Annotated in this window: 22 protein-coding genes, 4 tRNA genes and 2 rRNA genes; 24 read left to right on the forward strand and 4 right to left on the reverse strand. The window is 62.2% G+C overall.

The genetic code is table 11. The features are described 5' to 3' along the window. From ACIOVF_RS08830 to ACIOVF_RS08850, 5 genes are all read left to right on the forward strand, one after another. Positions 1-76: ribosomal RNA gene (locus ACIOVF_RS08830) — 23S ribosomal RNA — on the forward strand; the annotation flags it as partial. 135 nt (positions 77-211) lie between these two features. Beyond that, positions 212-327, forward strand: a 5S ribosomal RNA gene (rrf, locus tag ACIOVF_RS08835). A 185-nt stretch (positions 328-512) separates the two neighbouring features. Next, positions 513-1,172 (forward strand): paraquat-inducible protein A, encoded by a 660-nt coding sequence (locus ACIOVF_RS08840; RefSeq protein WP_045200780.1) that lies wholly within the window; start codon positions 513-515, stop codon positions 1,170-1,172. Further along, complete coding sequence (locus tag ACIOVF_RS08845; protein ID WP_010220589.1) at positions 1,159-1,782, forward strand: paraquat-inducible protein A; 624 nt, start codon at positions 1,159-1,161, stop codon at positions 1,780-1,782. Before ACIOVF_RS08840 ends, ACIOVF_RS08845 begins: the two co-directional genes overlap by 14 nt. Further along, the gene (locus ACIOVF_RS08850; protein ID WP_401288857.1) at positions 1,775-4,075 is read left to right on the forward strand and encodes an MlaD family protein; all 2,301 of its coding nucleotides are present in this window, start codon (positions 1,775-1,777) and stop codon (positions 4,073-4,075) included. The genes ACIOVF_RS08845 and ACIOVF_RS08850 overlap by 8 nt, the downstream gene beginning before the upstream one ends. Positions 4,076-4,215: 140 nt before the next feature. Here the strand turns inward: ACIOVF_RS08850 and rpsT are convergent, their stop codons facing one another. Then, the gene (gene rpsT, locus ACIOVF_RS08855; protein ID WP_010220592.1) at positions 4,216-4,494 is read right to left on the reverse strand and encodes a 30S ribosomal protein S20; all 279 of its coding nucleotides are present in this window, start codon (positions 4,492-4,494) and stop codon (positions 4,216-4,218) included. 251 nt (positions 4,495-4,745) lie between these two features. On the opposite strand from rpsT, the gene murJ reads away from it, so the two are divergent. From murJ to ispH, 6 genes are all read left to right on the forward strand, one after another. Continuing rightward, complete coding sequence (murJ, locus tag ACIOVF_RS08860) at positions 4,746-6,284, forward strand: murein biosynthesis integral membrane protein MurJ (RefSeq protein WP_045200785.1); 1,539 nt, start codon at positions 4,746-4,748, stop codon at positions 6,282-6,284. Between the two features lie 118 nt (positions 6,285-6,402). Beyond that, the gene (ribF, locus tag ACIOVF_RS08865) at positions 6,403-7,353 is read left to right on the forward strand and encodes a bifunctional riboflavin kinase/FAD synthetase (RefSeq protein WP_045200788.1); all 951 of its coding nucleotides are present in this window, start codon (positions 6,403-6,405) and stop codon (positions 7,351-7,353) included. After that, positions 7,350-10,181 (forward strand): isoleucine--tRNA ligase, encoded by a 2,832-nt coding sequence (ileS, locus tag ACIOVF_RS08870; RefSeq protein WP_045200790.1) that lies wholly within the window; start codon positions 7,350-7,352, stop codon positions 10,179-10,181. Before ribF ends, ileS begins: the two co-directional genes overlap by 4 nt. Next, positions 10,174-10,689 carry a signal peptidase II gene (gene lspA, locus ACIOVF_RS08875; RefSeq protein WP_045200792.1) on the forward strand — a complete coding sequence of 172 codons (516 nt, stop codon included), beginning with the start codon at positions 10,174-10,176 and terminating at the stop codon, positions 10,687-10,689. Before ileS ends, lspA begins: the two co-directional genes overlap by 8 nt. Next, positions 10,682-11,119 carry an FKBP-type peptidyl-prolyl cis-trans isomerase gene (gene fkpB, locus ACIOVF_RS08880; RefSeq protein ID WP_045200794.1) on the forward strand — a complete coding sequence of 146 codons (438 nt, stop codon included), beginning with the start codon at positions 10,682-10,684 and terminating at the stop codon, positions 11,117-11,119. Before lspA ends, fkpB begins: the two co-directional genes overlap by 8 nt. A gap of 14 nt (positions 11,120-11,133) precedes the next feature. Beyond that, positions 11,134-12,081, forward strand: coding sequence for a 4-hydroxy-3-methylbut-2-enyl diphosphate reductase (gene ispH, locus ACIOVF_RS08885; RefSeq protein ID WP_045200796.1), 948 nt, complete (start codon positions 11,134-11,136; stop codon positions 12,079-12,081). Here ispH and ACIOVF_RS08890 read toward each other — a convergent pair. After that, a complete protein-coding gene (locus tag ACIOVF_RS08890) occupies positions 12,070-12,546 on the reverse strand; it encodes a GspH/FimT family protein (protein ID WP_275560509.1) in 477 nt (158 codons plus the stop codon). The genes ispH and ACIOVF_RS08890 overlap by 12 nt on opposite strands. Before the next feature lie 142 nt (positions 12,547-12,688). Between ACIOVF_RS08890 and ACIOVF_RS08895 the strand changes: the two genes are divergently transcribed. The 5 genes from ACIOVF_RS08895 to thiO are packed head-to-tail and all read left to right on the forward strand — an operon-like array spanning position 12,689 to position 15,600. Then, positions 12,689-12,892: a prepilin-type N-terminal cleavage/methylation domain-containing protein gene (locus tag ACIOVF_RS08895; protein ID WP_045200800.1), complete on the forward strand. Its 204-nt coding sequence runs from the start codon at positions 12,689-12,691 to the stop codon at positions 12,890-12,892. Then, the gene (locus ACIOVF_RS08900) at positions 12,889-13,548 is read left to right on the forward strand and encodes a PilW family protein (protein ID WP_401288865.1); all 660 of its coding nucleotides are present in this window, start codon (positions 12,889-12,891) and stop codon (positions 13,546-13,548) included. Before ACIOVF_RS08895 ends, ACIOVF_RS08900 begins: the two co-directional genes overlap by 4 nt. After that, complete coding sequence (locus tag ACIOVF_RS08905) at positions 13,541-14,050, forward strand: PilX N-terminal domain-containing pilus assembly protein (RefSeq protein ID WP_401288868.1); 510 nt, start codon at positions 13,541-13,543, stop codon at positions 14,048-14,050. Before ACIOVF_RS08900 ends, ACIOVF_RS08905 begins: the two co-directional genes overlap by 8 nt. A gap of 20 nt (positions 14,051-14,070) precedes the next feature. Continuing rightward, positions 14,071-14,469 carry a type IV pilin protein gene (locus ACIOVF_RS08910; RefSeq protein ID WP_093387269.1) on the forward strand — a complete coding sequence of 133 codons (399 nt, stop codon included), beginning with the start codon at positions 14,071-14,073 and terminating at the stop codon, positions 14,467-14,469. Positions 14,470-14,496: 27 nt separating this feature from the next. Beyond that, positions 14,497-15,600, forward strand: coding sequence for a glycine oxidase ThiO (gene thiO / locus ACIOVF_RS08915; RefSeq protein ID WP_401288870.1), 1,104 nt, complete (start codon positions 14,497-14,499; stop codon positions 15,598-15,600). A 74-nt stretch (positions 15,601-15,674) separates the two neighbouring features. Here the strand turns inward: thiO and ACIOVF_RS08920 are convergent, their stop codons facing one another. Together ACIOVF_RS08920 and ACIOVF_RS08925 are read right to left on the reverse strand one after the other, a co-directional pair. Then, complete coding sequence (locus tag ACIOVF_RS08920) at positions 15,675-15,905, reverse strand: PP0621 family protein (RefSeq protein WP_038998721.1); 231 nt, start codon at positions 15,903-15,905, stop codon at positions 15,675-15,677. Positions 15,906-15,998: 93 nt separating this feature from the next. Further along, the gene (locus ACIOVF_RS08925) at positions 15,999-17,021 is read right to left on the reverse strand and encodes an outer membrane protein assembly factor BamD (protein ID WP_401288873.1); all 1,023 of its coding nucleotides are present in this window, start codon (positions 17,019-17,021) and stop codon (positions 15,999-16,001) included. A 150-nt stretch (positions 17,022-17,171) separates the two neighbouring features. Here ACIOVF_RS08925 and rluD point away from each other — a divergent pair, with 150 nt between their 5' ends. The 8 genes from rluD (at position 17,172) to ACIOVF_RS08965 (ending at position 22,911) form a co-directional block, all read left to right on the forward strand. Next, a complete protein-coding gene (gene rluD, locus ACIOVF_RS08930; RefSeq protein WP_038998723.1) occupies positions 17,172-18,134 on the forward strand; it encodes a 23S rRNA pseudouridine(1911/1915/1917) synthase RluD in 963 nt (320 codons plus the stop codon). Beyond that, on the forward strand, positions 18,131-18,871 hold the full coding sequence (gene pgeF, locus ACIOVF_RS08935) for a peptidoglycan editing factor PgeF (RefSeq protein ID WP_045200812.1): 741 nt from the start codon (positions 18,131-18,133) through the stop codon (positions 18,869-18,871). Before rluD ends, pgeF begins: the two co-directional genes overlap by 4 nt. Positions 18,872-18,995: 124 nt before the next feature. After that, positions 18,996-21,560, forward strand: a complete 2,565-nt coding sequence (gene clpB / locus ACIOVF_RS08940; protein ID WP_045200814.1) for an ATP-dependent chaperone ClpB — start codon at positions 18,996-18,998, stop codon at positions 21,558-21,560. A gap of 303 nt (positions 21,561-21,863) precedes the next feature. Further along, a tRNA-Asn gene (locus tag ACIOVF_RS08945) sits at positions 21,864-21,939 on the forward strand. 10 nt (positions 21,940-21,949) lie between these two features. Further along, a tRNA-Pro gene (locus ACIOVF_RS08950) sits at positions 21,950-22,026 on the forward strand. Positions 22,027-22,031: 5 nt separating this feature from the next. After that, positions 22,032-22,107, forward strand: a tRNA-Lys gene (locus ACIOVF_RS08955). A 100-nt stretch (positions 22,108-22,207) separates the two neighbouring features. Then, positions 22,208-22,284 (forward strand) — tRNA-Pro (locus ACIOVF_RS08960). Positions 22,285-22,380: 96 nt separating this feature from the next. After that, positions 22,381-22,911 (forward strand): dihydrofolate reductase family protein, encoded by a 531-nt coding sequence (locus ACIOVF_RS08965; protein ID WP_052676553.1) that lies wholly within the window; start codon positions 22,381-22,383, stop codon positions 22,909-22,911. The last annotated feature ends 140 nt before the right edge of the window (positions 22,912-23,051 follow it).

The following is a 23,051-nucleotide window of genomic DNA, read 5'->3' on the forward strand; positions in this document are numbered from 1 at the left end:
ACGTTGATAGGTTGGGTGTGTAAGCGCTGTGAGGCGTTGAGCTAACCAATACTAATTGCCCGTGAGGCTTGACCATATAACACCCAAGCAATTTGCGTCGAAGACCAGATTGCGGTGTTGTGAAGACTGCACAGCCGAAGATTTGTAACTCACAAACATCACATACCCGATTCGCTGGAGTGTCTAACAAGACCTTCTGGCAACAGAATTTCTTGACGACCATAGAGCATTGGAACCACCTGATCCCATCCCGAACTCAGCAGTGAAACGATGCATCGCCGATGGTAGTGTGGGGTTTCCCCATGTGAGAGTAGGTCATCGTCAAGATTAAATTCCGAAACCCCTATCTGCGCATGCAGGTAGGGGTTTTGTCTTTCTGGCGTCTGTGCGAACGGCGGTGCGACGCCTCGACTTGCCCCGCGATGCGATGTGGTTGACAGAAGGGTATCGCGGGGCAAGCCCGCTCCTACATCGGTTAGAATAGCGCCCTCGCGTTGACTCAGAAGTTCACTATGTCAGAACCTGCCGACCCCCATCAGCTCGCCGACCTGCCCCTGGAAGACCTGGTGGCCTGTCACGAATGCGACCTGCTGATGCGCAAGCCTGTGCTCAAGCAAGACGAAAAGGCCCACTGCCCGCGCTGTGGCTACGAGCTCTACGCCCATCGACACAATGTGGTCCAGCGCAGCCTGGCCCTGGTGCTGGCCGCCTTGCTGCTATACGTACCGGCCAACTTCCTGCCGATCATGCAACTGCACCTGCTGGGGCAAACCTCCAACGATACGGTCTGGAGCGGCGTGGTCGGGCTGTACAACACCGGTATGCGCGGCGTAGCGGTGGTGGTGTTTCTCTGCAGCATGGCGATTCCCTTGCTCAAACTGTTGTGCCAGCTGGCAGTGCTATTGAGCATTCGCCTGAACGTTGGTCGCAGTTACGGTTTATTGCTTTATCGGATTTATCACCATCTACGCGATTGGGGCATGCTCGAGGTCTATTTCATGGGCGTGCTGGTGGCGATGGTCAAGCTGGTCGACCTGGCTGAGCTCAGCCTCGGCCTGGGCCTGGCCTGCTTTATCAGTTTGTTGTTGGTGCAGGTGTGGCTGGAGGTGGTGATGTCGCCCCACCAGATATGGAGTGCTTTATCGGGGGAAGACCTGCATGCGTGCGATTGATGCCGGGATTCTGGTTTGTGGCGAATGCCATGAACTGAATCGCCAGGAGCCGGACAGTGACGCGCAAACCTGCACCCGCTGTGGTGCAGTGGTGCACGCCCGGCGGCCAAACAGCCTGGTGCGAACCTGGGCGTTGCTGATTACTTCGGCAATCTTGTACATCCCGGCCAACGTGTTGCCGATCATGACCGTCAGTGCTCTGGGGCAGGGTAGCCCGGACACAATAATGTCCGGCGTCATCACCCTGATGAAGCACGGCATGCTGCCGATCGCCGCGGTAGTGTTCATCGCCAGTATTCTGGTGCCGACTTTCAAGCTGGTCGGCATTGCCCTGCTGCTCTATTCGGTGCAGCGCCACCAACCGTTGTCGGCCCGGCAACGGATCCTGATGTACCGCTTCATCGAATTCATCGGACGCTGGTCGATGCTGGATATTTTCGTGATCGCCATTCTGGTGGCGGTGGTGAATTTCGGCAGGATCGCCAGTGTCGAAGCCAATCTGGGCGCCGTCGCCTTCGCCAGTGTGGTGATTCTGACGATGCTCGCTGCAGTAACCTTCGATCCCCGACTGATTTGGGATAACACGGAGTCGGATGACGACCATGAGTGATTTGCCTACGGCTAAAACCCGCCCAGCTTCGAACTGGTCGGCCATATGGATATTGCCCCTGATCGCCCTGGTGATTGGTGGCTGGCTTGGCTGGCAGGCCTATCGCGAGTCAGGTGTGAACATCCAGGTCCGCTTTGAGAGCGGTGAAGGTATCGTCGCCAACAAGACCGAAGTGGTCTTCAAGGGCATGTCGGTCGGTAAGGTGAAAGAGCTGGTGCTGGATGCCAAGGGCAGCAATACCGGGGTCATCGCCACCATCGAAATGAACAAGGAGGCCGAGCCGCACCTGAACACCGGTACGCGCTTCTGGCTGGTCAAGCCGAGTGTCAGCCTGGCCGGGATCACCGGCCTGGAAACCCTGGTATCGGGCAACTACATCGCCGTCAGCCCGGGGCAGGGCGAGCCGACCAAGCGCTTTAAGGCACTGGATGAAGCGCCGCCCCTGTCCGACAGCGAGCCGGGCCTGCACCTGACCCTCAAGGCCGACCGCCTGGGTTCGCTCAACCGCGACAGCCCGGTGTTCTACAAGCAGATCCAGGTTGGCCGGGTGAAGAGCTATCGCCTCGCCGAAGACCAGGGCACGGTCGAGATCAAGGTGTTCATCGAGCCGGCCTACGCCGACCTGGTGCGCAAACATACGCGCTTCTGGAATGCCAGCGGCATCAGCATCGACGCCAACCTCTCCGGGGTGAAGGTACGCAGCGAGTCGCTGGCCAGCATCGTCGCTGGCGGTATTGCCTTCGCCACCCCCGAGCACCGCAAGGACAGCCCGCCCACCGATCCGAACCTGCCGTTTCGCTTGTACGAAGACTTCGATGCGGCCCAGGCCGGGATTCGCGTCAAGGTCAAGCTGAGCGACTTCGAGGGCCTGCAGGCCGGGCGTACCCCGGTGATGTACAAAGGCATCCAGGTCGGCTCGCTGAAGACCCTCAAGGTTGATCCCGACCTGGCCAGTGCCATGGCCGAGCTGACCCTCGATCCGCTGGCCGAAGACTACCTGGTCGATGGTACGCAGTTCTGGGTGGTCAAGCCATCGATCTCCCTCGCCGGTATTACCGGCCTGGAAGCGCTGGTCAAGGGTAACTACATTGCCATCCGCCCGGGCGACAAGGGCGCGACGCCGCAGCGCGAGTTCGAGGCGCGAGCCAAGGCACCGCCGCTGGACCTCAAGGCGCCCGGCCTGCACCTGGTGCTGTACAGCGACAACCTTGGCTCGCTGGAAGTCGGCAGCCCGATCCTCTACCGCCAGGTCAAGGTCGGTACGGTGCAGAGCTACCAGTTCTCGAAGAAGAGCAAGCGCCTGCTGATCGGTGTGCATATCGAGAAAGAGTACGCCGGCCTGGTCAACGGTTCGACGCGCTTCTGGAATGCCAGCGGCATTACCTTGAGCGGCGGTCTGTCGGGCATCCAGATCAAGAGTGAATCGCTGCAGAGCCTGATGGCTGGCGGTATCGCCTTCGACACACCGATCCCGAATGTGAAGCTCAAGCGCCGCATTCCGTTCTTCCGCCTCAATGAAAGCCAGGAAGCGGCCAACCGCAGCGGTACCACGGTGACCATCCGCGTCGATCGCGCAGACGGCCTCAAGGTTGGCACGCCGGTTCGCTTCAAGGGCCTGGATGTCGGCAAAGTCGAACAGGTCGACCTGACCAATGATTTGCAGGCGGTGCTACTCAAGGCGCGGATCACCGAAGTGCCGGAGCGTATCGCCCGCGAAGGTACGCAGTTCTGGGTGGTCAAGCCGGCCCTGGGCATCGTCAAGACCGCCAACCTGGAAACCCTGGTCACCGGCCAGTACCTGGAAGTGCAGCCGGCAGTCAGAAGCACGGGGCCGCAGCTCAACTTCAATGCCTTGCCCCAGGCGCCGGATTTCTCCGAGCGTGAAGCCGGGTTGTCACTGGTGCTCAGTGCTGCGCGGCGGGGTTCGATCAAGCCGGGCGTACCGGTTACCTACCGCGAGATTCCGGTCGGCAAGGTCACCGGATTTGAATTGGGCCAGACCGCCGACCGGGTACTGATCCATATTCTGATCGAGCCCAAGTATGCAGCGCTGGTGCGTGGCGGTAGCCGTTTCTGGAACAGCAGCGGCTTCGGCTTCGATATCGGCCTGTTCAAGGGCGCGACGGTGCGTACCGAGTCGCTGGAGACCCTGATAGAAGGCGGCATCGCCTTCGCCACGCCAGACGGCGAGAGGATGGGCAATCCGGTGCGGCCGCAGCAGACCTTCGCCCTGTTCGACAAGGCCGAGGATGAATGGCTGCAGTGGGCACCGAAGATTCAGATTGGTAAGTAGTCGCTAGCCATCGCGGGTCAAGCCCGCTCCTACACAAACTTGTAGGAGCGGGCTTGACCCGCGATGCTTTTCTGCCCGCAACACAAATCACAGGCAATAAAAAACCGACCCTAGGGTCGGTTTTTCAACAAGCATGTCGCTTAGGCAGCTGCAGCTTCTTTCAGCGCCTTGATGTGGCCATTCAGACGGCCTTTATGGCGAGCAGCCTTGTTCTTGTGGATGATACCTTTATCGGCCATACGGTCGATAACTGGAACAGCCAGAGTGTAAGCAGCTTGCGCTTTTTCGGCGTCTTTTGCGTCGATGGCTTTAACTACATTCTTGATGTAGGTACGAACCATGGAACGCAGGCTGGCGTTGTGGCTGCGACGCTTCTCAGCCTGTTTTGCACGTTTTTTGGCGGAAGGTGAGTTGGCCACCGTCGAGCTCCTCGAAAGACTTGGTAAATAGCAAACAAAATAGGCCGCGAATCATGCCGATGAGTTGATCGGTTGTCAAGGGCACTTGCATGGTTCCGCTGAGTGGTCGTTCTGTACAAGGGAGTGATTCCCTTCTGCGGTACGACCTGTAAACTCGGGAGCTTTTGCTCTGCTTGCGTTGCGGCGCGGAGTATCGCACAACTGGGCGCGTTGCGGCACAGCCCTTTATCCTCAGGCGTGAAAAACTTTCGATGAATCTTCTTAAATCCCTGGCCGCGGTCAGTTCCATCACCATGATCTCGCGGGTGCTGGGCTTTGTCCGCGACACCATCCTGGCGCGGGTATTCGGTGCCGGCGTGGCCACAGACGCCTTCTTCATTGCCTTCAAGCTGCCCAACCTGCTGCGGCGCATCTTTGCCGAAGGCGCGTTTTCCCAGGCGTTCGTGCCGATTCTGGCCGAATACAAGACCCAGCAAGGCGAGGAGGCGACCCGCACCTTCATCGCCTATGTCAGTGGCCTGCTGACCCTGGTGCTGGCCCTGGTCACCGCCCTGGGTATCCTCGCCGCGCCCTGGGTGGTGTGGGTAACAGCCCCAGGCTTTGTCGACAGCACAGAAAAATACCAGCTGACCACCGACCTGCTGCGGGTGACCTTTCCTTATATATTGCTGATCTCGCTGTCATCGCTGGCCGGCGCCATCCTCAATACCTGGAACCGCTTTTCGGTGCCGGCCTTCGTGCCGACCCTGCTCAACGTGGCGATGATCGGCTTTACCCTGTTCCTCACGCCATATTTCGACCCGCCGATCATGGCCCTGGCCTGGGGCGTGCTGGCTGGCGGCCTGGCGCAGCTTCTGTACCAGCTGCCGCACCTGAAGAAGATCGGCATGCTCGTGCTGCCGCGCCTGAACCTGCGCGACAGCGGTGTATGGCGAGTGCTCAAGCAGATGCTGCCGGCGATCCTCGGGGTTTCGGTAAGCCAGATCTCGCTGATCATCAACACCATCTTCGCCTCGTTCCTGGTCGCAGGTTCGGTGTCGTGGATGTACTACGCCGACCGCCTGATGGAGCTGCCTTCCGGAGTGCTGGGTGTAGCCCTGGGTACCATCCTGCTGCCCACCCTGGCCAAGACCTACGCCAACCGCGACCGGCACGAATACTCGCGGATCCTCGACTGGGGCCTGCGCCTGTGCTTTTTGCTGGTGCTGCCCTGCACCCTGGCCATGGCGATCCTGGCCGAGCCGCTGACCGTGGCGTTGTTCCAATACGGTAAATTCAGCGCCTTCGATGCGGCCATGACCCAGCGTGCGCTGATTGCCTATTCCCTCGGGCTGCTGGCGATTATCCTGGTCAAGGTCCTGGCCCCTGGCTTCTACGCCCAGCAGAACATTCGTACTCCAGTGAAGATCGCCATCTTCACCCTGGTCTGCACCCAGCTGTTCAACCTGGCCTTCATCAGCCACCTGCAGCACGCCGGCCTGGCCCTGGCCATCAGCCTCGGCGCCTGCCTGAACGCCGGCCTGCTGTACTGGAAGCTACGCCAGCAGCAGTTGTTCCAGCCACAACCGGGCTGGGCCAAGTTCCTCGCCAAGTTGGTGGTGGCAGTGCTGCTGATGTCGGCGGTGTTGCTGGTGGGCATGCACTACATGCCGGCCTGGGCCGAAGGGCAGATGCTTGAGCGCTTTCTGCGCCTTGGCGCGCTGATCCTGGCCGGAGTCGTGACCTATTTCGGCTGTCTGCTGCTGTTCGGATTCCGCCCGCGTGACTTCGCCCGCAAGGCGTTGCATTAAGGCGTAACGGCGGTCAGACGTCGGTTTTACACATTCCACGCCACGGGGTGACGCTGCTGCCTGTCGTCAGCGCCCGGGTGTGGTTATAATCGACCACTTTATGAGCAAGAAGCGCGTTATGCAGCTGGTTCGAGGCCTCCACAACCTGCGCCCCCAGCACCGGGGCTGTGTCGCCACTATTGGCAACTTCGACGGTGTTCACCGCGGCCACCAGGCAATCCTGGCGCGCCTGCGTGAGCGAGCGGACGAGTTGGGCGTGCCCAGCTGCGTGGTGATTTTCGAGCCACAGCCGCGTGAATACTTTGCCCCCGACACTGCGCCCGCACGCCTGGCGCGCCTGCGCGACAAGGTCGCCCTGCTGGCCGCCGCCGGTGTCGACCGGGTGCTGTGCCTGGCGTTCAACCAGCGCCTGAGCAAGCTCAGCGCCGCCGAGTTCGTCGACACCATCCTGGTCGATGGCCTGGGCGTGAAGCACCTGGAAGTGGGCGACGATTTCCGCTTTGGCTGCGACCGGGTTGGCGACTTCGACTTCCTCGAGCAGGCCGGTATCCTTCAGGGCTTTACCGTCGAAGCGGCGCAAACCGTCGAACTCGATGGCCTGCGGGTCAGCAGCACGCAAGTGCGCGATGCCCTGGCCAATGCCGATTTCGCCCTGGCCGAGCGTTTGCTGGGGCGGCCGTTCCGCATCCGCGGGCGCGTGCTGCACGGGCAGAAGCTGGCACGCCAGCTGGGTACCCCGACAGCCAACATCCAGCTCAAGCGCCATCGGGTACCGCTTACCGGGGTTTACCTGGTCAGCGTCGAGGTCGATGGCAAGAACTGGCCGGGCGTCGCCAACATTGGTGTACGGCCCACCGTTTCAGGTGATGGCAAAGCCCACCTGGAAGTACATCTTCTGGATTTTGCCGGCGATCTCTATGGCCGGCGTCTGACGGTGGAATTCCACCACAAGCTGCGTGAAGAGCAGCGATTCGCCTCCCTGGAGGCGCTGAAGTCGGCGATCGATGCGGATATCGCCGCCGCACGTGCCCATTGGCACGGTCAACCGCTAACGAAGAGCCTGAAATGACCGACTATAAAGCCACGCTAAACCTTCCGGACACCGCCTTCCCGATGAAGGCCGGCCTGCCACAGCGCGAACCGCAGATCCTGCAGCGCTGGGACAGCATTGGCCTGTACCAGAAGCTGCGCGAAATTGGCAAGGATCGTCCGAAGTTCGTGCTGCACGACGGCCCGCCCTACGCCAACGGCAAGATCCACATCGGTCATGCGCTGAACAAGATTCTCAAGGACATGATTGTCCGCTCCAAGACCCTGTCCGGTTTCGACGCCCCGTACGTCCCGGGCTGGGACTGCCATGGCCTGCCGATCGAGCACAAGGTCGAAGTGACCCACGGCAAGCACCTGAGCGCCGACCAGACCCGCGAGCTGTGCCGCGCCTACGCCGCCGAGCAGATCGAAGGGCAGAAGACCGAGTTCATCCGCCTGGGTGTGCTGGGCGACTGGGAAAACCCCTACAAGACCATGAACTTCGCCAACGAAGCCGGTGAAATCCGCGCGCTGGCCGAAATGGTCAAGCACGGCTTCGTGTTCAAGGGCCTGAAACCGGTCAACTGGTGTTTCGATTGCGGTTCGGCCCTGGCCGAAGCCGAGGTCGAGTACGCCGATAAAAAATCGCAGACCATCGACGTCGCCTTCCCGGTGGTCGATGAGGCCAAGCTGGCCGCCGCGTTCGGCCTGGCTTCGCTGGCCAAGCCTGCCTCGATCGTGATCTGGACCACCACCCCGTGGACCATCCCGGCCAACCAGGCGCTGAACGTCCACCCGGAGTTCAAGTACGCCCTGGTCGATACCGGCGACAAGCTGCTGGTGCTGGCTGAAGAGCTGGTCGAGTCGTGCCTGAAGCGTTACTCGCTGGAAGGTTCGGTGATCGCCACCGCGCCAGGCTCGGCGCTTGAGCTGATCAACTTCCGTCACCCGTTCTACGATCGCCTGTCGCCGGTATACCTGGCCGACTACGTCGAGCTGGGCGCCGGTACCGGTGTGGTGCACTCCGCGCCAGCCTACGGTGAAGACGACTTCGTCACCTGCAAACGCTACGGCATGGTCAACGACGACATCCTCACCCCGGTGCAGAGCAACGGCGTGTACGTGCCGTCGCTGGAATTCTTCGGCGGCCAGTTCATCTGGAAGGCCAACCCGGCCATCGTCGAAAAACTCTCGGAAGTCGGTGCGCTGATGCACACCGAAACCATCAGCCACAGCTACATGCACTGCTGGCGCCACAAGACTCCGTTGATCTACCGCGCCACCGCGCAATGGTTCGTCGGCATGGACAAGCAGCCCGACAACGGCGACACCCTGCGCAAGCGTGCGGTCAAGGCCATCGAAGAGACCAAGTTCGTCCCGGCCTGGGGCCAGGCGCGCCTGCACTCGATGATCGCCAACCGTCCGGACTGGTGCATCTCGCGTCAGCGCAACTGGGGCGTACCGATCCCGTTCTTCCTCAACAAGCAGTCCGGCGAGCTGCACCCGCGCACCGTCGAGCTGATGGAAGAAGTGGCCAAGCGTGTCGAGAAAGAAGGCATCGAAGCCTGGTTCAAGCTCGACGCCGCCGAACTGCTCGGTGACGAGGCCGGCCAGTACGACAAGATCGCCGACACCCTCGACGTCTGGTTCGACTCCGGTACCACCCACTGGCACGTGCTGCGTGGCTCGCACAGCATCGGCCACGAAACCGGCCCGCGCGCCGACCTGTACCTGGAAGGTTCCGACCAGCACCGCGGCTGGTTCCATTCCTCGCTGCTGACCGGTTGTGCCATCGACAACCACGCACCGTACCGCGAGCTGCTGACGCACGGCTTCACCGTCGACGAGAACGGTCGCAAGATGTCCAAGTCGCTGGGTAACACCATCGAGCCGCAGAAGGTCAACGACACCCTGGGTGCCGACATCCTGCGCCTGTGGGTTTCGGCCACCGACTACTCCGGCGAGATGGCGGTTTCCGAGCAGATCCTGCAGCGCAGCGCCGACGCCTACCGGCGTATCCGCAACACCGCGCGCTTCCTGCTCTCCAACCTGTCCGGCTTCGACCCGGCCCGCGACCTGTTGCCGGCCGAAGACATGCTGGCGCTGGACCGCTGGGCGGTCGACCGTACCCTGCTGCTGCAGCGCGAGCTGGAAGAGCACTACGGCGAATACCGCTTCTGGAACGTCTACTCGAAGATCCACAACTTCTGCGTGCAGGAGCTGGGCGGCTTCTACCTGGACATCATCAAGGACCGTCAGTACACCACTGGCGCCAACAGTGTTGCCCGTCGTTCCTGCCAGACCGCGCTGTACCACATCAGCGAAGCGCTGGTGCGCTGGATCGCGCCGATCCTGGCGTTCACCGCCGACGAGCTGTGGCAGTACCTGCCGGGCGAACGCAACGAGTCGGTGATGCTCAACACCTGGTATGAAGGCCTGAGCGAGCTGCCGGAAGGCTTCGAGCTGGGTCGCGCCTACTGGGAACGCATCATGGCCGCCAAAACCGCGGTCAACAAAGAACTGGAAAACCAGCGTGCGGCCAAGGCCATCGGTGGCAACCTGCAAGCCGAAGTCACCCTGTTCGCCGACGACGCCCTGAGCGCCGACCTGAACAAGCTGGGCGACGAGCTGCGCTTCGTGCTGATCACCTCGGCGGCCAGCGTTGCGCCATTCGCCCAGGCGCCAGCCGATGCGGTCGAGACCGAAGTCCCGGGCCTGAAGCTGAAAGTGGTCAAGTCCGGCCACGCCAAGTGCGGTCGTTGCTGGCACTTCCGCGCGGACGTCGGCGCGAACCCGGAGCACCCGGAAATCTGCGCCCGTTGCGCCGACAACATCGGCGGCAAAGGCGAGGTGCGCCACTATGCCTAACCCTGGTGTGGGGCGCTTCGGGCGCCTCAGCTGGCTGTGGCTGAGCGTGCTGGTCCTGGTCCTCGACCAGGCCAGCAAGTTCTACTTCGAGGGCGCGCTGAGCCTGTACCAGCAGATCGTGGTCATTCCCGACTACTTCAGCTGGACCCTGGCCTACAACACCGGTGCCGCCTTCAGCTTCCTGGCTGACAGCTCCGGCTGGCAGCGCTGGCTGTTCGCCCTGATCGCCATAGTGGTCAGTGCCGTGCTGGTGGTCTGGCTCAAGCGCCTGGGGCGCAACGAGACCTGGCTGGCCGTCGCCCTGGCACTGGTGCTGGGGGGGGCGCTGGGCAACCTGTACGACCGCATCGTGCTCGGCCACGTAGTCGACTTCATCCTCGTGCACTGGCAGAACCGCTGGTACTTCCCGGCCTTCAACCTGGCCGACAGCGCCATTACCGTGGGTGCGGTGATGCTGGCGCTGGATATGTTCAAGAGCAAAAAGTCCGGAGAACCCGTCCATGACTGAGACCCGTATCGGCCAGAACACCGAAGTGACCCTGCACTTCGCACTGCACCTGGAAAACGGTGACACCGTCGACAGCACCTTCGACAAGGCGCCGGCGGTGTTCAAGGTCGGCGACGGCAATCTGCTGCCGGGCTTCGAAGCGGCGCTGTTCGGCTTCAAGAGCGGCGACAAGCGCACCGTGACCGTCAACCCGGAAAACGCCTTCGGCCAGCCAAACCCACAGAACGTGCAGGTCATGCCGCGTTCGCAGTTCCAGGACATGGAGTTGTCCGAGGGCCTGCTGGTGATCTTCAACGACGCCGCCAACGCCGAATTGCCCGGTGTGGTGAAAGCCTTCGATGATGCCCAGGTGACCATCGACTTCAACCATCCACTGGCCGGCAAGACCCTGAACTTCGAGGTGGAAATCCTCGCGGTCAAGGCCCTGTGAGCCTGGAGCCTGCCATGCAAATCAAACTCGCCAACCCCCGTGGCTTCTGTGCCGGTGTGGACCGGGCGATCGAGATCGTCAATCGTGCCCTCGAAGTGTTTGGCCCGCCGATCTATGTGCGTCACGAAGTGGTGCACAACAAGTTCGTGGTCGAAGACCTGCGCGCGCGCGGGGCGATTTTTGTCGAAGAACTCGACCAGGTGCCGGACGACGTCATCGTCATCTTCAGCGCCCACGGTGTTTCCCAGGCCGTGCGCCAGGAAGCGGCGGGGCGCGGCCTGAAGGTATTCGACGCGACCTGCCCACTGGTCACCAAGGTGCATATCGAGGTGGCGCGCTACAGCCGTGACGGCCGCGAGTGCATCCTGATCGGCCACGAAGGCCACCCGGAAGTCGAAGGCACCATGGGCCAGTACGACACCAGCAACGGTGGCGCCATCTACCTGGTCGAAGACGAGGAGGATGTTGCCAGCCTGCAGGTCAACGACCCGGACAAACTGGCCTTCGTCACCCAGACCACGCTGTCGATGGACGACACCAGCCGGGTGATCGATGCCCTGCGCGCGCGCTTCCCGAATATCGGCGGGCCGCGCAAGGACGACATCTGCTACGCCACCCAGAACCGCCAGGATGCGGTCAAGCAGCTGGCCAACGAATGCGACGTGGTCCTGGTGGTCGGCAGCCCGAACAGCTCCAACTCCAACCGCCTGCGTGAGCTGGCCGAGCGCATGTCGACCCCGGCCTACCTGATCGACGGCGCCGAAGACCTGCAAAAAAGCTGGTTCGATGGTGTTGAGCGCATTGGTATCACCGCCGGTGCTTCAGCCCCCGAGGTGCTGGTGCGTGGCGTGATCGAGCAACTGCGCGCCTGGGGTGCCACGGGTGCCGAAGAGCTTGATGGCCGCGAAGAGAACATCACCTTCTCGATGCCCAAAGAGCTGCGCGTACGCTCACTGATCTGACCCGCCCGCCGCGCACAGCGGCTGCTCGCCGGGCTCCTCACGCAGGCTGACCCGGCCTGTGTGCGCCAGTACCACCCGGTACTGGCTGTAAGGATCGGGGCGCTGGCAAATGAACAGCGTCCCGGCCTGAAACGCTCCCCCCGTGTGCAAGGGTACCCCCAGCCCGCTGAAGCGCACTTGCCGGGCCACCGGCTGATTGCCGACGATACTCACCCGCTCAAGCCGCTGTTCGTACAGCAGCAGTGGGCCATCCTGTTCCACGACCATGCGCCAGCCATTACTCCAGTTGTCTTCCAGCGCCTGCAGGCGAACCACCTGGTTGCGCAGCAAGGCCTCGCTGCGTGCGGTGCGCAGGGCCTGGGCCAGGTCCTTGGCGGCGGCGTGCTGTTGTAGCCCGCTGCTCATGGTGTTGTAGGCCGGCAGGCTGATGTGCGTGAGCATCCCCACCAGCGCTAGCGCGAACATCATTTGTATCAGTGTTACGCCCTGTTGCTTCACCGTGCATTCCTCCCTGGAAGTGCTTCTATAGAGTCAGGCCGGCGCACCGCAGCGTCCAGTCGGGCGGGTTGGCAAAGTGCTGGGGAAAAGTCGCAGGAGGTATGGCGCCATGGATGGCGGACGGCAACAAGGAATGAGCTTGCTCGAGGTGCTGCTGGCCATGCTGGTGCTGGGGCTGGGTGTGTTTGCTGCAGCGGCTGCGCAAGTGCGGGCGCTGCAGGCCACCGACAGTGCCTTGCACAGTACTCAGGCGGCGTATCTGCAGCATGGCGCGCTCGAACAAGCGCGCATCAACGCAGGGCCAGGCCGATGACCCGGCAAGCCGGCGTCGGCCTGGTCGAAGTGTTGCTGGCCCTCAGCCTCGGCTTGGTGCTGCTGCTCGGTGTCAGCCGTCTGTTTCTGGCGGCCACTTCGAACTGGCAGGCTCAGGGTATCGCCGCACAACTTCAGGAAGACGCGCGCCTGGCGTTGCAGCGCATGGCCCAGGATATTCGCATGAGCGGCATGTTCGGCTGCTTGCGTGCGGATGCAATCAGCCATGTGAACCCGTCCTCGGCACAGGCGTTTGCCCAACCGCTGGAGGTAATCCGCGCAGCGGACGGCCAATTGCAGCAATTGAGCCTGATCAGCGCCGAAGTCGCTGGCGCCGGTGGGCGGCCGAACTGGACGCTGGTCACCGATTGCATAAGCCAGGCGCGGGTCTATCCCGATGTCCAGGCGGCGCCGGCCGGGCACTTCGCGATACCGATACGACGCCAGACCTATCGCGTTGATGGCACCAGCCTGATGCTCGGCAGCGGCGCCAGCTATGCGCCGCTGATCGACAACCTTGGTGAGCTGCACGTCGACATCCTGAGTCAAGGCACTAACGGCATCGCCGGCCTGCGCCTGAGCCTGACCTTGCTTGACCCGCTGGCGCGGGTAAGGCCGCAGCAGTATCAACTGACAGTGGCCCTGCGCAATGGCTAGGCCCGGTGGCCAGCGTGGGGTGATCCTGCTGGTCAGCCTGGTGTTGCTGGGGATGTTGGGTGTGCTCGGCGTCTCGGCGATGGTCAGCGCCACCCTGCAGGAACGCATGGCCGGCAACCTGCAGGCAACCCTGCAAGGCTTCGAGCACGCGGAGCAGACCTTGTTGCTAGGTGAGTCGAGCGTGTCGGGCGTGTTGCCGTGCAGTTACTGTTTACCGCCGCCGGAAGCTGCACGGGTGCGGGCGCCTGGCGTCTACCGCGGCGAAGGGCCGACCTCCGGCCTGAGCTGGCAAGGCGGCGCCAGCGGCTTCCACCTGGTACAGAAACTTGGCCAGAGTACCCACGCCGCGCACTGGCCCGCCAACCTGTCCGTTACCTTGTACCGGATCACCGCCGTCAGCCACGCCGGGGCAGGGCGCAGCGTGCTCGAAAGCGTTTATGCACAGGCTGTAGAAGAGGGCGCCCAGCCACCCAGGCGCATTCTCTGGCGCCAGCTTCACTAGGAGTTCGACTTATGTCCACCCTGCAGAAAGGTTTGAGCCTGATTGAACTGTTGCTTGTCGTCGCCGTGGTCGGCATTCTGGCGGGCATTGCCTATCCCAGCTACAGCGAACAGGTCCGCAAGGCCGCACGCACGGAAATCGCCGGGTTGCTGTTCGAAAGCGCGCAACTGCTCGAACGTCACTATGCCCGCAGCGGCCAGTACGCCGACAGCGAAGCCCTGGTCACCCCATTGGCGCCCGGGACCGAGCACTACCGGCTGCAGGCCGTTCGTCTTTCGACGTCATTCACCCTTACCGCCCGGCGCATTGGCGGTGGTTTGATGAACAGTGACCGCTGCGCCGATTTCGAACTCGACCAGGCCGGTGTGCGCCGCAATCCCGGCGCCGTTGATGGCGGCCGCGGCTGTTGGGGTGGCTGAGGTTTACTTCAGACGTTGGATCAATACATGACCAAGCAAGTAGTGATTGTCGGTGGCGGGGTAATCGGCCTGCTGACAGCGTTCAACCTGGCGGCCGAGGTCGAGCAGGTGGTGCTGTGTGACCGTGGCGCGCTCGGCCAGGAGTCTTCCTGGGCTGGCGGCGGCATCGTCTCGCCGCTGTACCCGTGGCGCTATAGCCCGGCGGTAACGGCCCTGGCGCATTGGTCGCAGGATTTTTATCCACAGCTGGGCGAGCGCCTGTTCGCCAGCACCGGGGTTGACCCTGAAGTGCACACCACCGGCCTGTACTGGCTGGACCTCGACGACGAAGCCGAAGCCCTGGCCTGGGCCAAGCGCGAAGGACGGCCGCTAAGTACTGTGGATATCTCGGCGGCCTATGACGCGGTGCCGGTGCTGGGCGGCGGTTTCCGCCGCGCCATCTATATGGCCGGGGTTGCCAACGTGCGTAATCCACGCCTGGTCAAATCACTCAAGGCCGCCTTGCTGGCGCTGCCGAACGTGAGCATTCGCGAGCAGTGCGAAATCACCGGCTTCAGCCGTGAGGGCGAGCGCATCACCGGGGTCGAGACTGCAACCGGGCCGATTCCGGCCGATCGCGTGGTGCTGACGGCTGGCGCCTGGAGCGGCGACTTGCTGCGGCCATTGGGCCTGGAGCTGCCGGTGGAGCCGGTGAAAGGGCAGATGATCCTGTACAAGTGCGCCGAAGACTTTTTGCCGAGCATGGTGCTGGCCAAGGGGCGTTATGCGATCCCGCGGCGCGACGGGCATATTCTGGTGGGCAGTACCCTGGAGCATGCCGGTTACGACAAGACCCCGACCGACGAAGCGTTGGAAAGCCTCAAGGCATCGGCGGTGGAGCTGCTGCCGGCGCTGGCCGACGCCACCCCGGTGGCCCATTGGGCGGGGCTGCGGCCGGGTTCGCCTGAGGGCATTCCGTACATCGGCGAGGTGCCGGGCTATGCCGGGCTGTGGCTGAACTGCGGGCATTACCGCAATGGCCTGGTGCTGGCGCCGGCGTCCTGCCAGTTGTTTGCGGATTTGTTGCTGGGGCGTGAGCCAATCATTGATCCGGCGCCATATGCACCGGCTGGGCGGGTGGCTGCTCTTTAGGGCTCATCGCGGGGCAAGCCCGCTCCTACAATCTGGTAGGGGCGGGCTTGCCCCGCGATGCAGGCGCCGCGCAATCAGCGCTGCGCCCCAGGCCCCTGCTCCAGATGCGCCTGACTGCAATACCACTGCGCCCCGCGATGCAGCGCCCGGTCACTGGGCAAATGTACGCCGCAATGGGCGCAGCGGACCATCTTCAGCGGGTCTTCGAGGCTGTTGTTTTGCCCAGCAGCATTGCTGGCCTTGAACTTGCGCCACAGCCAGAAGGCAGCAGCAATCAGGGCAATCCAGAAAAGTAGGCGAACCATGGTGTCCAGCTTTGTCAGTGAAGAGCCTTCAGTCTAGGGCTCGGGCATGAAAAAAGGGAGGCCTTGGCCTCCCTTTATCTTTTACACGATGGCTCAGTCGAACACACCGAAGGTCATGTAGCTGAACCAGGAGCGGTCTTCGTTGTTACCTTCCGCTTCGTGGTTTTCTTCTTCGATGACGTCACTGTTGGCATCTTTAGGCAGCAGCTCTTGCGGGATCGCGTCCTTGGCGTCCTGGTACTGCTTCACCACGTCCTGGTTGGCACGGGTTTCACCCGGCGGCAGCGGCGGGGCGGTATTGATCAGGCCCAGGGTGGCCTTGGACAGCCACGAGCGGTTGTCGGCTTCGTTCTGCTGCGGCACGAACTGGCCATCGACCAGGCTCGGGTGGTCCGGGTAGTTGAGCTTGAGGGTCTCCAGGCTGGTGGCCGCCAGTTCGTCCAGGTGCAGGCGCATGTAGGCTTCGGTCATCACCGCCAGGCCGTCGCCGACCGATGGGGTTTCCTGGAAGTTCTCTACTACATAGCGGCCACGGTTGGCGGCAGCGACATAGGCCTGACGGGTCAGGTAGTAGTCGGCCACGTGGATTTCGTAGGAAGCCAGCAGGTTGCGCAGGTAGATCATGCGCTGCTTGGCGTCAGGCGAATAGCGGCTGTTGGGGAAGCGGCTGGTCAGCTGGGCGAATTCGTTGTACGAGTCGCGGGCAGCGCCCGGGTCACGCTTGGTCATGTCCAGCGGCAGGAAGCGCGCCAGCAGGCCGCGGTCCTGGTCGAACGAGGTCAGACCCTTGAGGTAGTAGGCGTAGTCGACGTTCGGATGCTGCGGATGCAAGCGAATGAAGCGCTCGGCGGCAGACTTGGCAGCCTCCGGTTCGGCGTTTTTATAGTTCGCGTAGATCAGCTCGAGCTGGGCCTGGTCGGCGTAGCGGCCGAACGGATAGCGCGATTCCAGAGCCTTGAGCTTGCTTGTGGCGCTGGTATAGCTGTGGTTGTCCAGGTCGGCCTGCGCCTGCTGGTACAGCTCGGCTTCGCTCAGGTTTTCGTCGACGACTTCCTTCGAAGAACAAGCAGCGGTCAGTCCGAGGATGGCGATCAGCAGCAGGTGTTTCACTTGCATGGCGGCTTGCGTCCCTATGACGGCCGCTGTCTTGGGCGTGGCCGTCCTGTTATGATGAGCACCCCGATGCAACCCTCGGGGCAAAAGACGTCGTATTTAACCACAAGCGCGCAGTCGAAACCAAAGGCTGTGCCGCCCGCTGATTCGAGCATGTCCGAGATCATTCAACTTCGCGCAGAGGTGCCGTCCGAATTGGGCGGGCAACGCCTCGACCAAGTCGCCGCCCAATTGTTCGCTGAGCACTCGCGCTCGCGCCTGTCCACCTGGATCAAGGAGGGGCGCCTGACGGTCGATGGCGCTGTCCTGCGTCCGCGCGATATCGTCCACGGCGGTGCGCTGCTGGCGCTCGATGCCGAGCAGGAAGCCCAGGGCGAGTGGGTGGCCCAGGACATCGAGCTGGATATCGTCTATGAAGACGACCACATCCTGGTGATCAACAAGCCTGCCGGGCTTGTGGTCCACCCGGCTGCGGGCCACGCCGATGGCACCCTGCTCAATGCCCTGCTGCACCACGTGCCGGACATCATCAACGTGCCGCGCGCCGGTATCGTCCACCGCCTGGACAAGGACACCACCGGTCTGATGGTGGTGGCCAAGACCATCCAGGCGCAGACCCAGCTGGTTGCCCAGTTGCAAAGCCGCAGCGTCAGCCGCATCTATGAATGCATCGTGATCGGTGTGGTCACGGCCGGCGGCAAGATCAACGCGCCGATCGGTCGCCACGGCGGTCAGCGCCAGCGCATGGCGGTCACCGAAGGCGGCAAGCCTGCGGTCAGCCACTATCGCGTACTGGAGCGCTTCCGCTCGCACACCCACGTGCGGGTCAAGCTCGAAACCGGGCGTACCCACCAGATTCGCGTGCACATGGCCCACGTCAACTTCCCGTTGGTCGGCGACCCGGTCTACGGCGGGCGCTTCCGCATTCCGCCAGCGGCCAGCCTGACCATGGTCGACGCGCTCAAGACCTTCCCGCGCCAGGCCCTGCATGCACGCTTCCTGGAGCTCGATCACCCGGTGACCGGCGAGCGCATGGGTTGGGAATCGGCGCTGCCGGACGACTTCGTCTGGCTGCTGTCGCTGCTCAAGCAGGACCGCGAGGCGTTCGTCGGATGAGCGAGCTGACGCAAGCGCTGCTGTTCCCGGACTGGCCTGCGCCAGCCGGGGTGCGCGCCTGCGTCACTACGCGCAGCGGCGGGGTCAGCCTGCCGCCCTATGAAAGTTTCAACCTCGGTGACCATGTTGGCGATGCGCCAGCAGCGGTGGCCGAGAACCGCCGGCGCCTGACCGCCGAGTTCGGCATCCAGCCGGCCTGGCTCAAGCAGGTGCATGGCGTAGTTGTAGCCGATGCCGACCCTGGCGTTATTGCCGAGGCTGATGCCAGCTACAGCGATACCCCCGGCATTGCCTGCACGGTCATGACCGCCGACTGCTTGCCGGTGCTGTTCTGCGACCGCGCCGGCACCCGCGTAGCCGCCGCCCACGCGGGCTGGCGCGGGCTAGCCAACGGTGTGCTGGAGGCGACCCTGAAGCGCTTGGCACTGCCGCCCGAAGAGGTGCTGGTGTGGCTGGGCCCGGCGATTGGCCCGCAAGCCTTTGAAGTCGGCCTTGAGGTTCGTGATGCGTTCACGACCGTTCATCCGGAAACTGCCCAGGCCTTCGTGCCCGGTGCCCAGCCCGGCAAGCTGATGGCCGACATCTACCAGCTGGCCCGCCTGCGCCTTGCAGCGCGCGGCGTCAATGCCGTCTATGGTGGTGGCTTGTGCACCGTCAGCGACCCGCGCTTCTATTCTTATCGGCGCACCCCGCAGGGTGGCCGCTTCGCTTCGCTGGTCTGGCTGGCAGCGCGCTGACCTGGATCAAGCCCGCCTAGCTTGAATCTTCCAGAATCACCCTTATCTACAGTGGTATCTCTGGCAGGTTTTTCTTCATCAGGTGTGTCCATCGCTCCGACCTGCCCATAAAGGAAGGTAACCCATGCGAATAGACCGTTTGACCAGCAAGCTGCAATTAGCATTATCCGATTCCCAATCCCTGGCCGTGGGTATGGACCATCCGGCCATCGAGCCTGCGCACCTGGTGCAGGCCCTGATCGATCAGCAGGGCGGTTCGATCAAGCCGTTGCTGATGCAGGTCGGCTTTGACGTCAACAGCCTGCGCAAGGCGTTGAGCAAAGAGCTCGACCAGCTGCCGAAAATCCAGAACCCGACCGGCGACGTCAACATGTCCCAGGACCTGGCGCGTCTGCTCAACCAGGCCGACCGCCTGGCCCAGCAGAAGGGCGACCAGTTCATCTCCAGCGAGCTTGTGCTGCTGGCGGCCATGGACGAGAACAGCAAGCTTGGCAAGTTGCTGCTCAGCCAGGGCGTGAGCAAAAAGGCCCTGGAGAATGCCATCAGCAACCTGCGCGGCGGCGAGGCGGTCAATGACCCCAACGCCGAAGAGTCGCGCCAGGCCCTGGACAAATACACCGTCGACCTGACCAAGCGCGCCGAAGACGGCAAGCTTGACCCGGTGATCGGCCGTGACGATGAAATCCGCCGGACCATCCAGGTGCTGCAACGCCGGACCAAGAACAACCCGGTGCTGATCGGTGAGCCTGGCGTCGGTAAGACCGCCATCGCCGAAGGCCTGGCCCAGCGCATCATTAATGGTGAAGTGCCGGACGGCCTTAAAGGCAAGCGCCTGCTGTCGTTGGACATGGGCGCGCTGATTGCCGGTGCCAAGTTTCGCGGTGAGTTCGAAGAGCGTCTCAAAGGCTTGCTCAACGAGCTGTCCAAGCAGGAAGGGCAGATCATCCTGTTCATCGACGAGCTGCACACCATGGTCGGCGCCGGTAAAGGCGAAGGCTCGATGGACGCCGGCAACATGCTCAAGCCGGCCCTGGCCCGTGGTGAACTGCACTGCGTCGGCGCCACTACGCTGAACGAGTACCGCCAGTACATTGAAAAGGACGCAGCGCTTGAGCGGCGTTTCCAGAAGGTGCTGGTAGAAGAGCCGAGCGAAGAAGACACCATCGCCATCCTGCGTGGCCTCAAAGAGCGTTACGAGGTGCACCACAAGGTGGCGATCACCGACGGCGCGATCATCGCCGCGGCCAAGCTCAGCCATCGCTACATCACTGACCGGCAGCTGCCGGACAAGGCCATCGACTTGATCGACGAAGCGGCCAGCCGCATCCGCATGGAGATCGACTCCAAGCCGGAAGTGCTCGACCGCCTGGAGCGCCGCCTGATTCAACTGAAGGTTGAGTCCCAGGCGCTGAAGAAAGAGGACGACGAGGCCGCGCTCAAACGCCTGGAGAAACTCACCGAAGAGATCGCCCGGCTCGAGCGCGAGTACGCTGACCTGGAAGAGATCTGGACCTCGGAAAAAGCCGAAGTACAAGGCTCGGCGCAGATCCAGCAGAAAATCGAGCAATCGCGTCAGGAGCTCGAAGCGGCCCGGCGCAAGGGCGACCTCAGCCGTATGGCCGAGCTGCAGTACGGGGTGATCCCGGACCTGGAGCGCAGCCTGCAGATGGTCGACCAGCACGGCAAGGCAGAAAACCAGTTGCTGCGTAACAAGGTGACTGAAGAAGAGATCGCCGAAGTCGTGTCGAAGTGGACCGGCATCCCGGTGTCGAAGATGCTCGAAGGCGAGCGGGAAAAACTGCTGAAGATGGAAAGCCTGCTGCACGAGCGGGTGATCGGCCAGGAAGAAGCCGTGGTGGCAGTGTCCAACGCCGTGCGCCGTTCGCGTGCCGGCCTTTCGGACCCGAACCGCCCGAGCGGCTCGTTCCTGTTCCTCGGCCCGACCGGTGTCGGTAAAACCGAGCTGTGCAAGGCGCTGGCGGAGTTTCTCTTCGACACTGAAGAGGCCATGGTGCGCATCGACATGTCCGAGTTCATGGAGAAACACTCCGTGGCTCGCCTGATCGGTGCTCCACCAGGCTACGTAGGCTATGAAGAGGGCGGCTACCTGACCGAAGCCGTGCGGCGCAAACCTTATGCGGTGGTGCTGCTGGACGAGGTCGAGAAGGCCCACCCGGATGTGTTCAACGTGTTGCTGCAGGTGCTGGAAGACGGTCGCCTGACTGACAGCCACGGGCGGACGGTGGATTTCCGCAATACCGTGATCGTCATGACCTCCAACCTGGGCTCTTCGCAGATCCAGGAGCTGGTGGGTGATCGTGAAGCGCAGCGTGCGGCGGTGATGGATGCCGTGGGTTCGCACTTCCGGCCGGAGTTCATCAACCGGATCGACGAAGTGGTGGTGTTCGAACCGCTGGGTCGCGAGCAGATTGCTGGCATCACCCAGATACAGCTCGGCCGCCTGCGCAGCCGTCTGGCCGAACGTGAGCTGAGCCTTGAGCTGAGCCCCGAGGCGCTGGATAAACTGATCGCCGTCGGTTACGACCCGGTCTATGGCGCACGGCCGCTGAAACGGGCGATCCAGCGCTGGATCGAGAACCCGTTGGCGCAGCTGATCCTGTCGGGCCAGTTCCTGCCAGGCAGCGCCATCACGGCGAAGGTCGAGGGCGAAGAGATCGTCTTCGCCTGAGTTTTCGGCGGGTTACGCTAAGGCCTCGAATTTCGAGGCCTTTTTTCTTTGCATTTTTTCTCGAGTGCTTGTAAAGTGCGCCCCGCTGTATGTCGCCCCGCAGCTTCCCGGCAAAATTGGGAATCTGAAAAAAAGTTGCAAATCAGTAAGTTGAATGCAAATTAGGGGTTGACAAGGGTTTTGAAGGTTGTAGAATAGCGCGCCTCAGAGACATGAACGCAGCGATGCACAAGGTCGAAGAGTTCGAAGCGGTAGTGATACAGCACTCGAAATTGCAGCACTGTTGTAATTGAAATTGATAGTTCCGCGATAGCTCAGTCGGTAGAGCAAATGACTGTTAATCATTGGGTCCCAGGTTCGAGTCCTGGTCGCGGAGCCAAATTTCAAGCCGGGGTATAGCGCAGTCCGGTAGCGCGCCTGCTTTGGGAGCAGGATGTCAGGAGTTCGAATCCCCTTACCCCGACCATCTTAGGGTCGTTAGCTCAGTTGGTAGAGCAGTTGGCTTTTAACCAATTGGTCGTAGGTTCGAATCCTACACGACCCACCATTTTTGAATCCGGTACGCTGGGTTCAAATCTTAAAAGGTTGGTTTGCCATTAGCAGCCAGCCATAAAAAAAGGCACCTTAATCGGAGCCTTTTTTTTTACCGGGGTATAGCGCAGTCCGGTAGCGCGCCTGCTTTGGGAGCAGGATGTCAGGAGTTCGAATCCCCTTACCCCGACCATCTTCAGAAAGAAGGGCACCTTGCAAAAGGTGCCCTTTTTTCGTTTCTGCGCCCTGGCTGATACTATCCGGCTATTTCCTGCAAAGGAGTTGCGCCGTGCCCCTGAAAACCTCCGTGTACATCGCCACCAGCCTCGATGGCTTCATCGCCCGTGAGAGCGGTGAGCTGGACTGGCTGATGGTTGCCACCAGCTCCAGTGACGATCACGGCTATGCGGCGTACATGGCCACCATCGACACCCTGGTCATGGGCCGCAACACCTTCGAGAAGGTCCTGACCTTTGGCGAGTGGCCGTATCCGCACAAGCGTGTGGTGGTGCTGAGCAGCACCTTGCAGCAGGCCGATATGCAGCATGGCGTTGAAGTGCACCCGGGGCCGGTCGCCGACCTGGTCGAGCACCTGAATGAAACAGGCGCCAAGGGCCTGTACCTCGATGGCGGGCAGGTGATTCAGAGCTTCTTGCGCGAAGGCCGGCTGGATGAACTGACCATCACCCGCATACCGGTGTTGCTGGGCAGCGGTATCCCGCTGTTCGGGACTCTGGCGAAGGACGTGACGCTGCAGCATATGCGCAGCACCACCTTTGAAAGCGGCTTTGTGCAGAGTACTTATCGGGTACTGAAATAAACAATGCCGACGCCATCGCGGGTCAAGTCGGGTCGCCGCCCCCCCCCCCCCCCCCAAAAAAACCCCAAAAAGTGGGGGGCGCCGGGGGGAGCCCACACAATAACCCCGCATATCGGCGACCAAGCCCAAAAAAAAAAAAT

The organism is Pseudomonas sp. NPDC087612 (genome assembly GCF_044743505.1).
In the GTDB taxonomy this organism is placed as follows: Bacteria; Pseudomonadota; Gammaproteobacteria; order Pseudomonadales; family Pseudomonadaceae; genus Aquipseudomonas.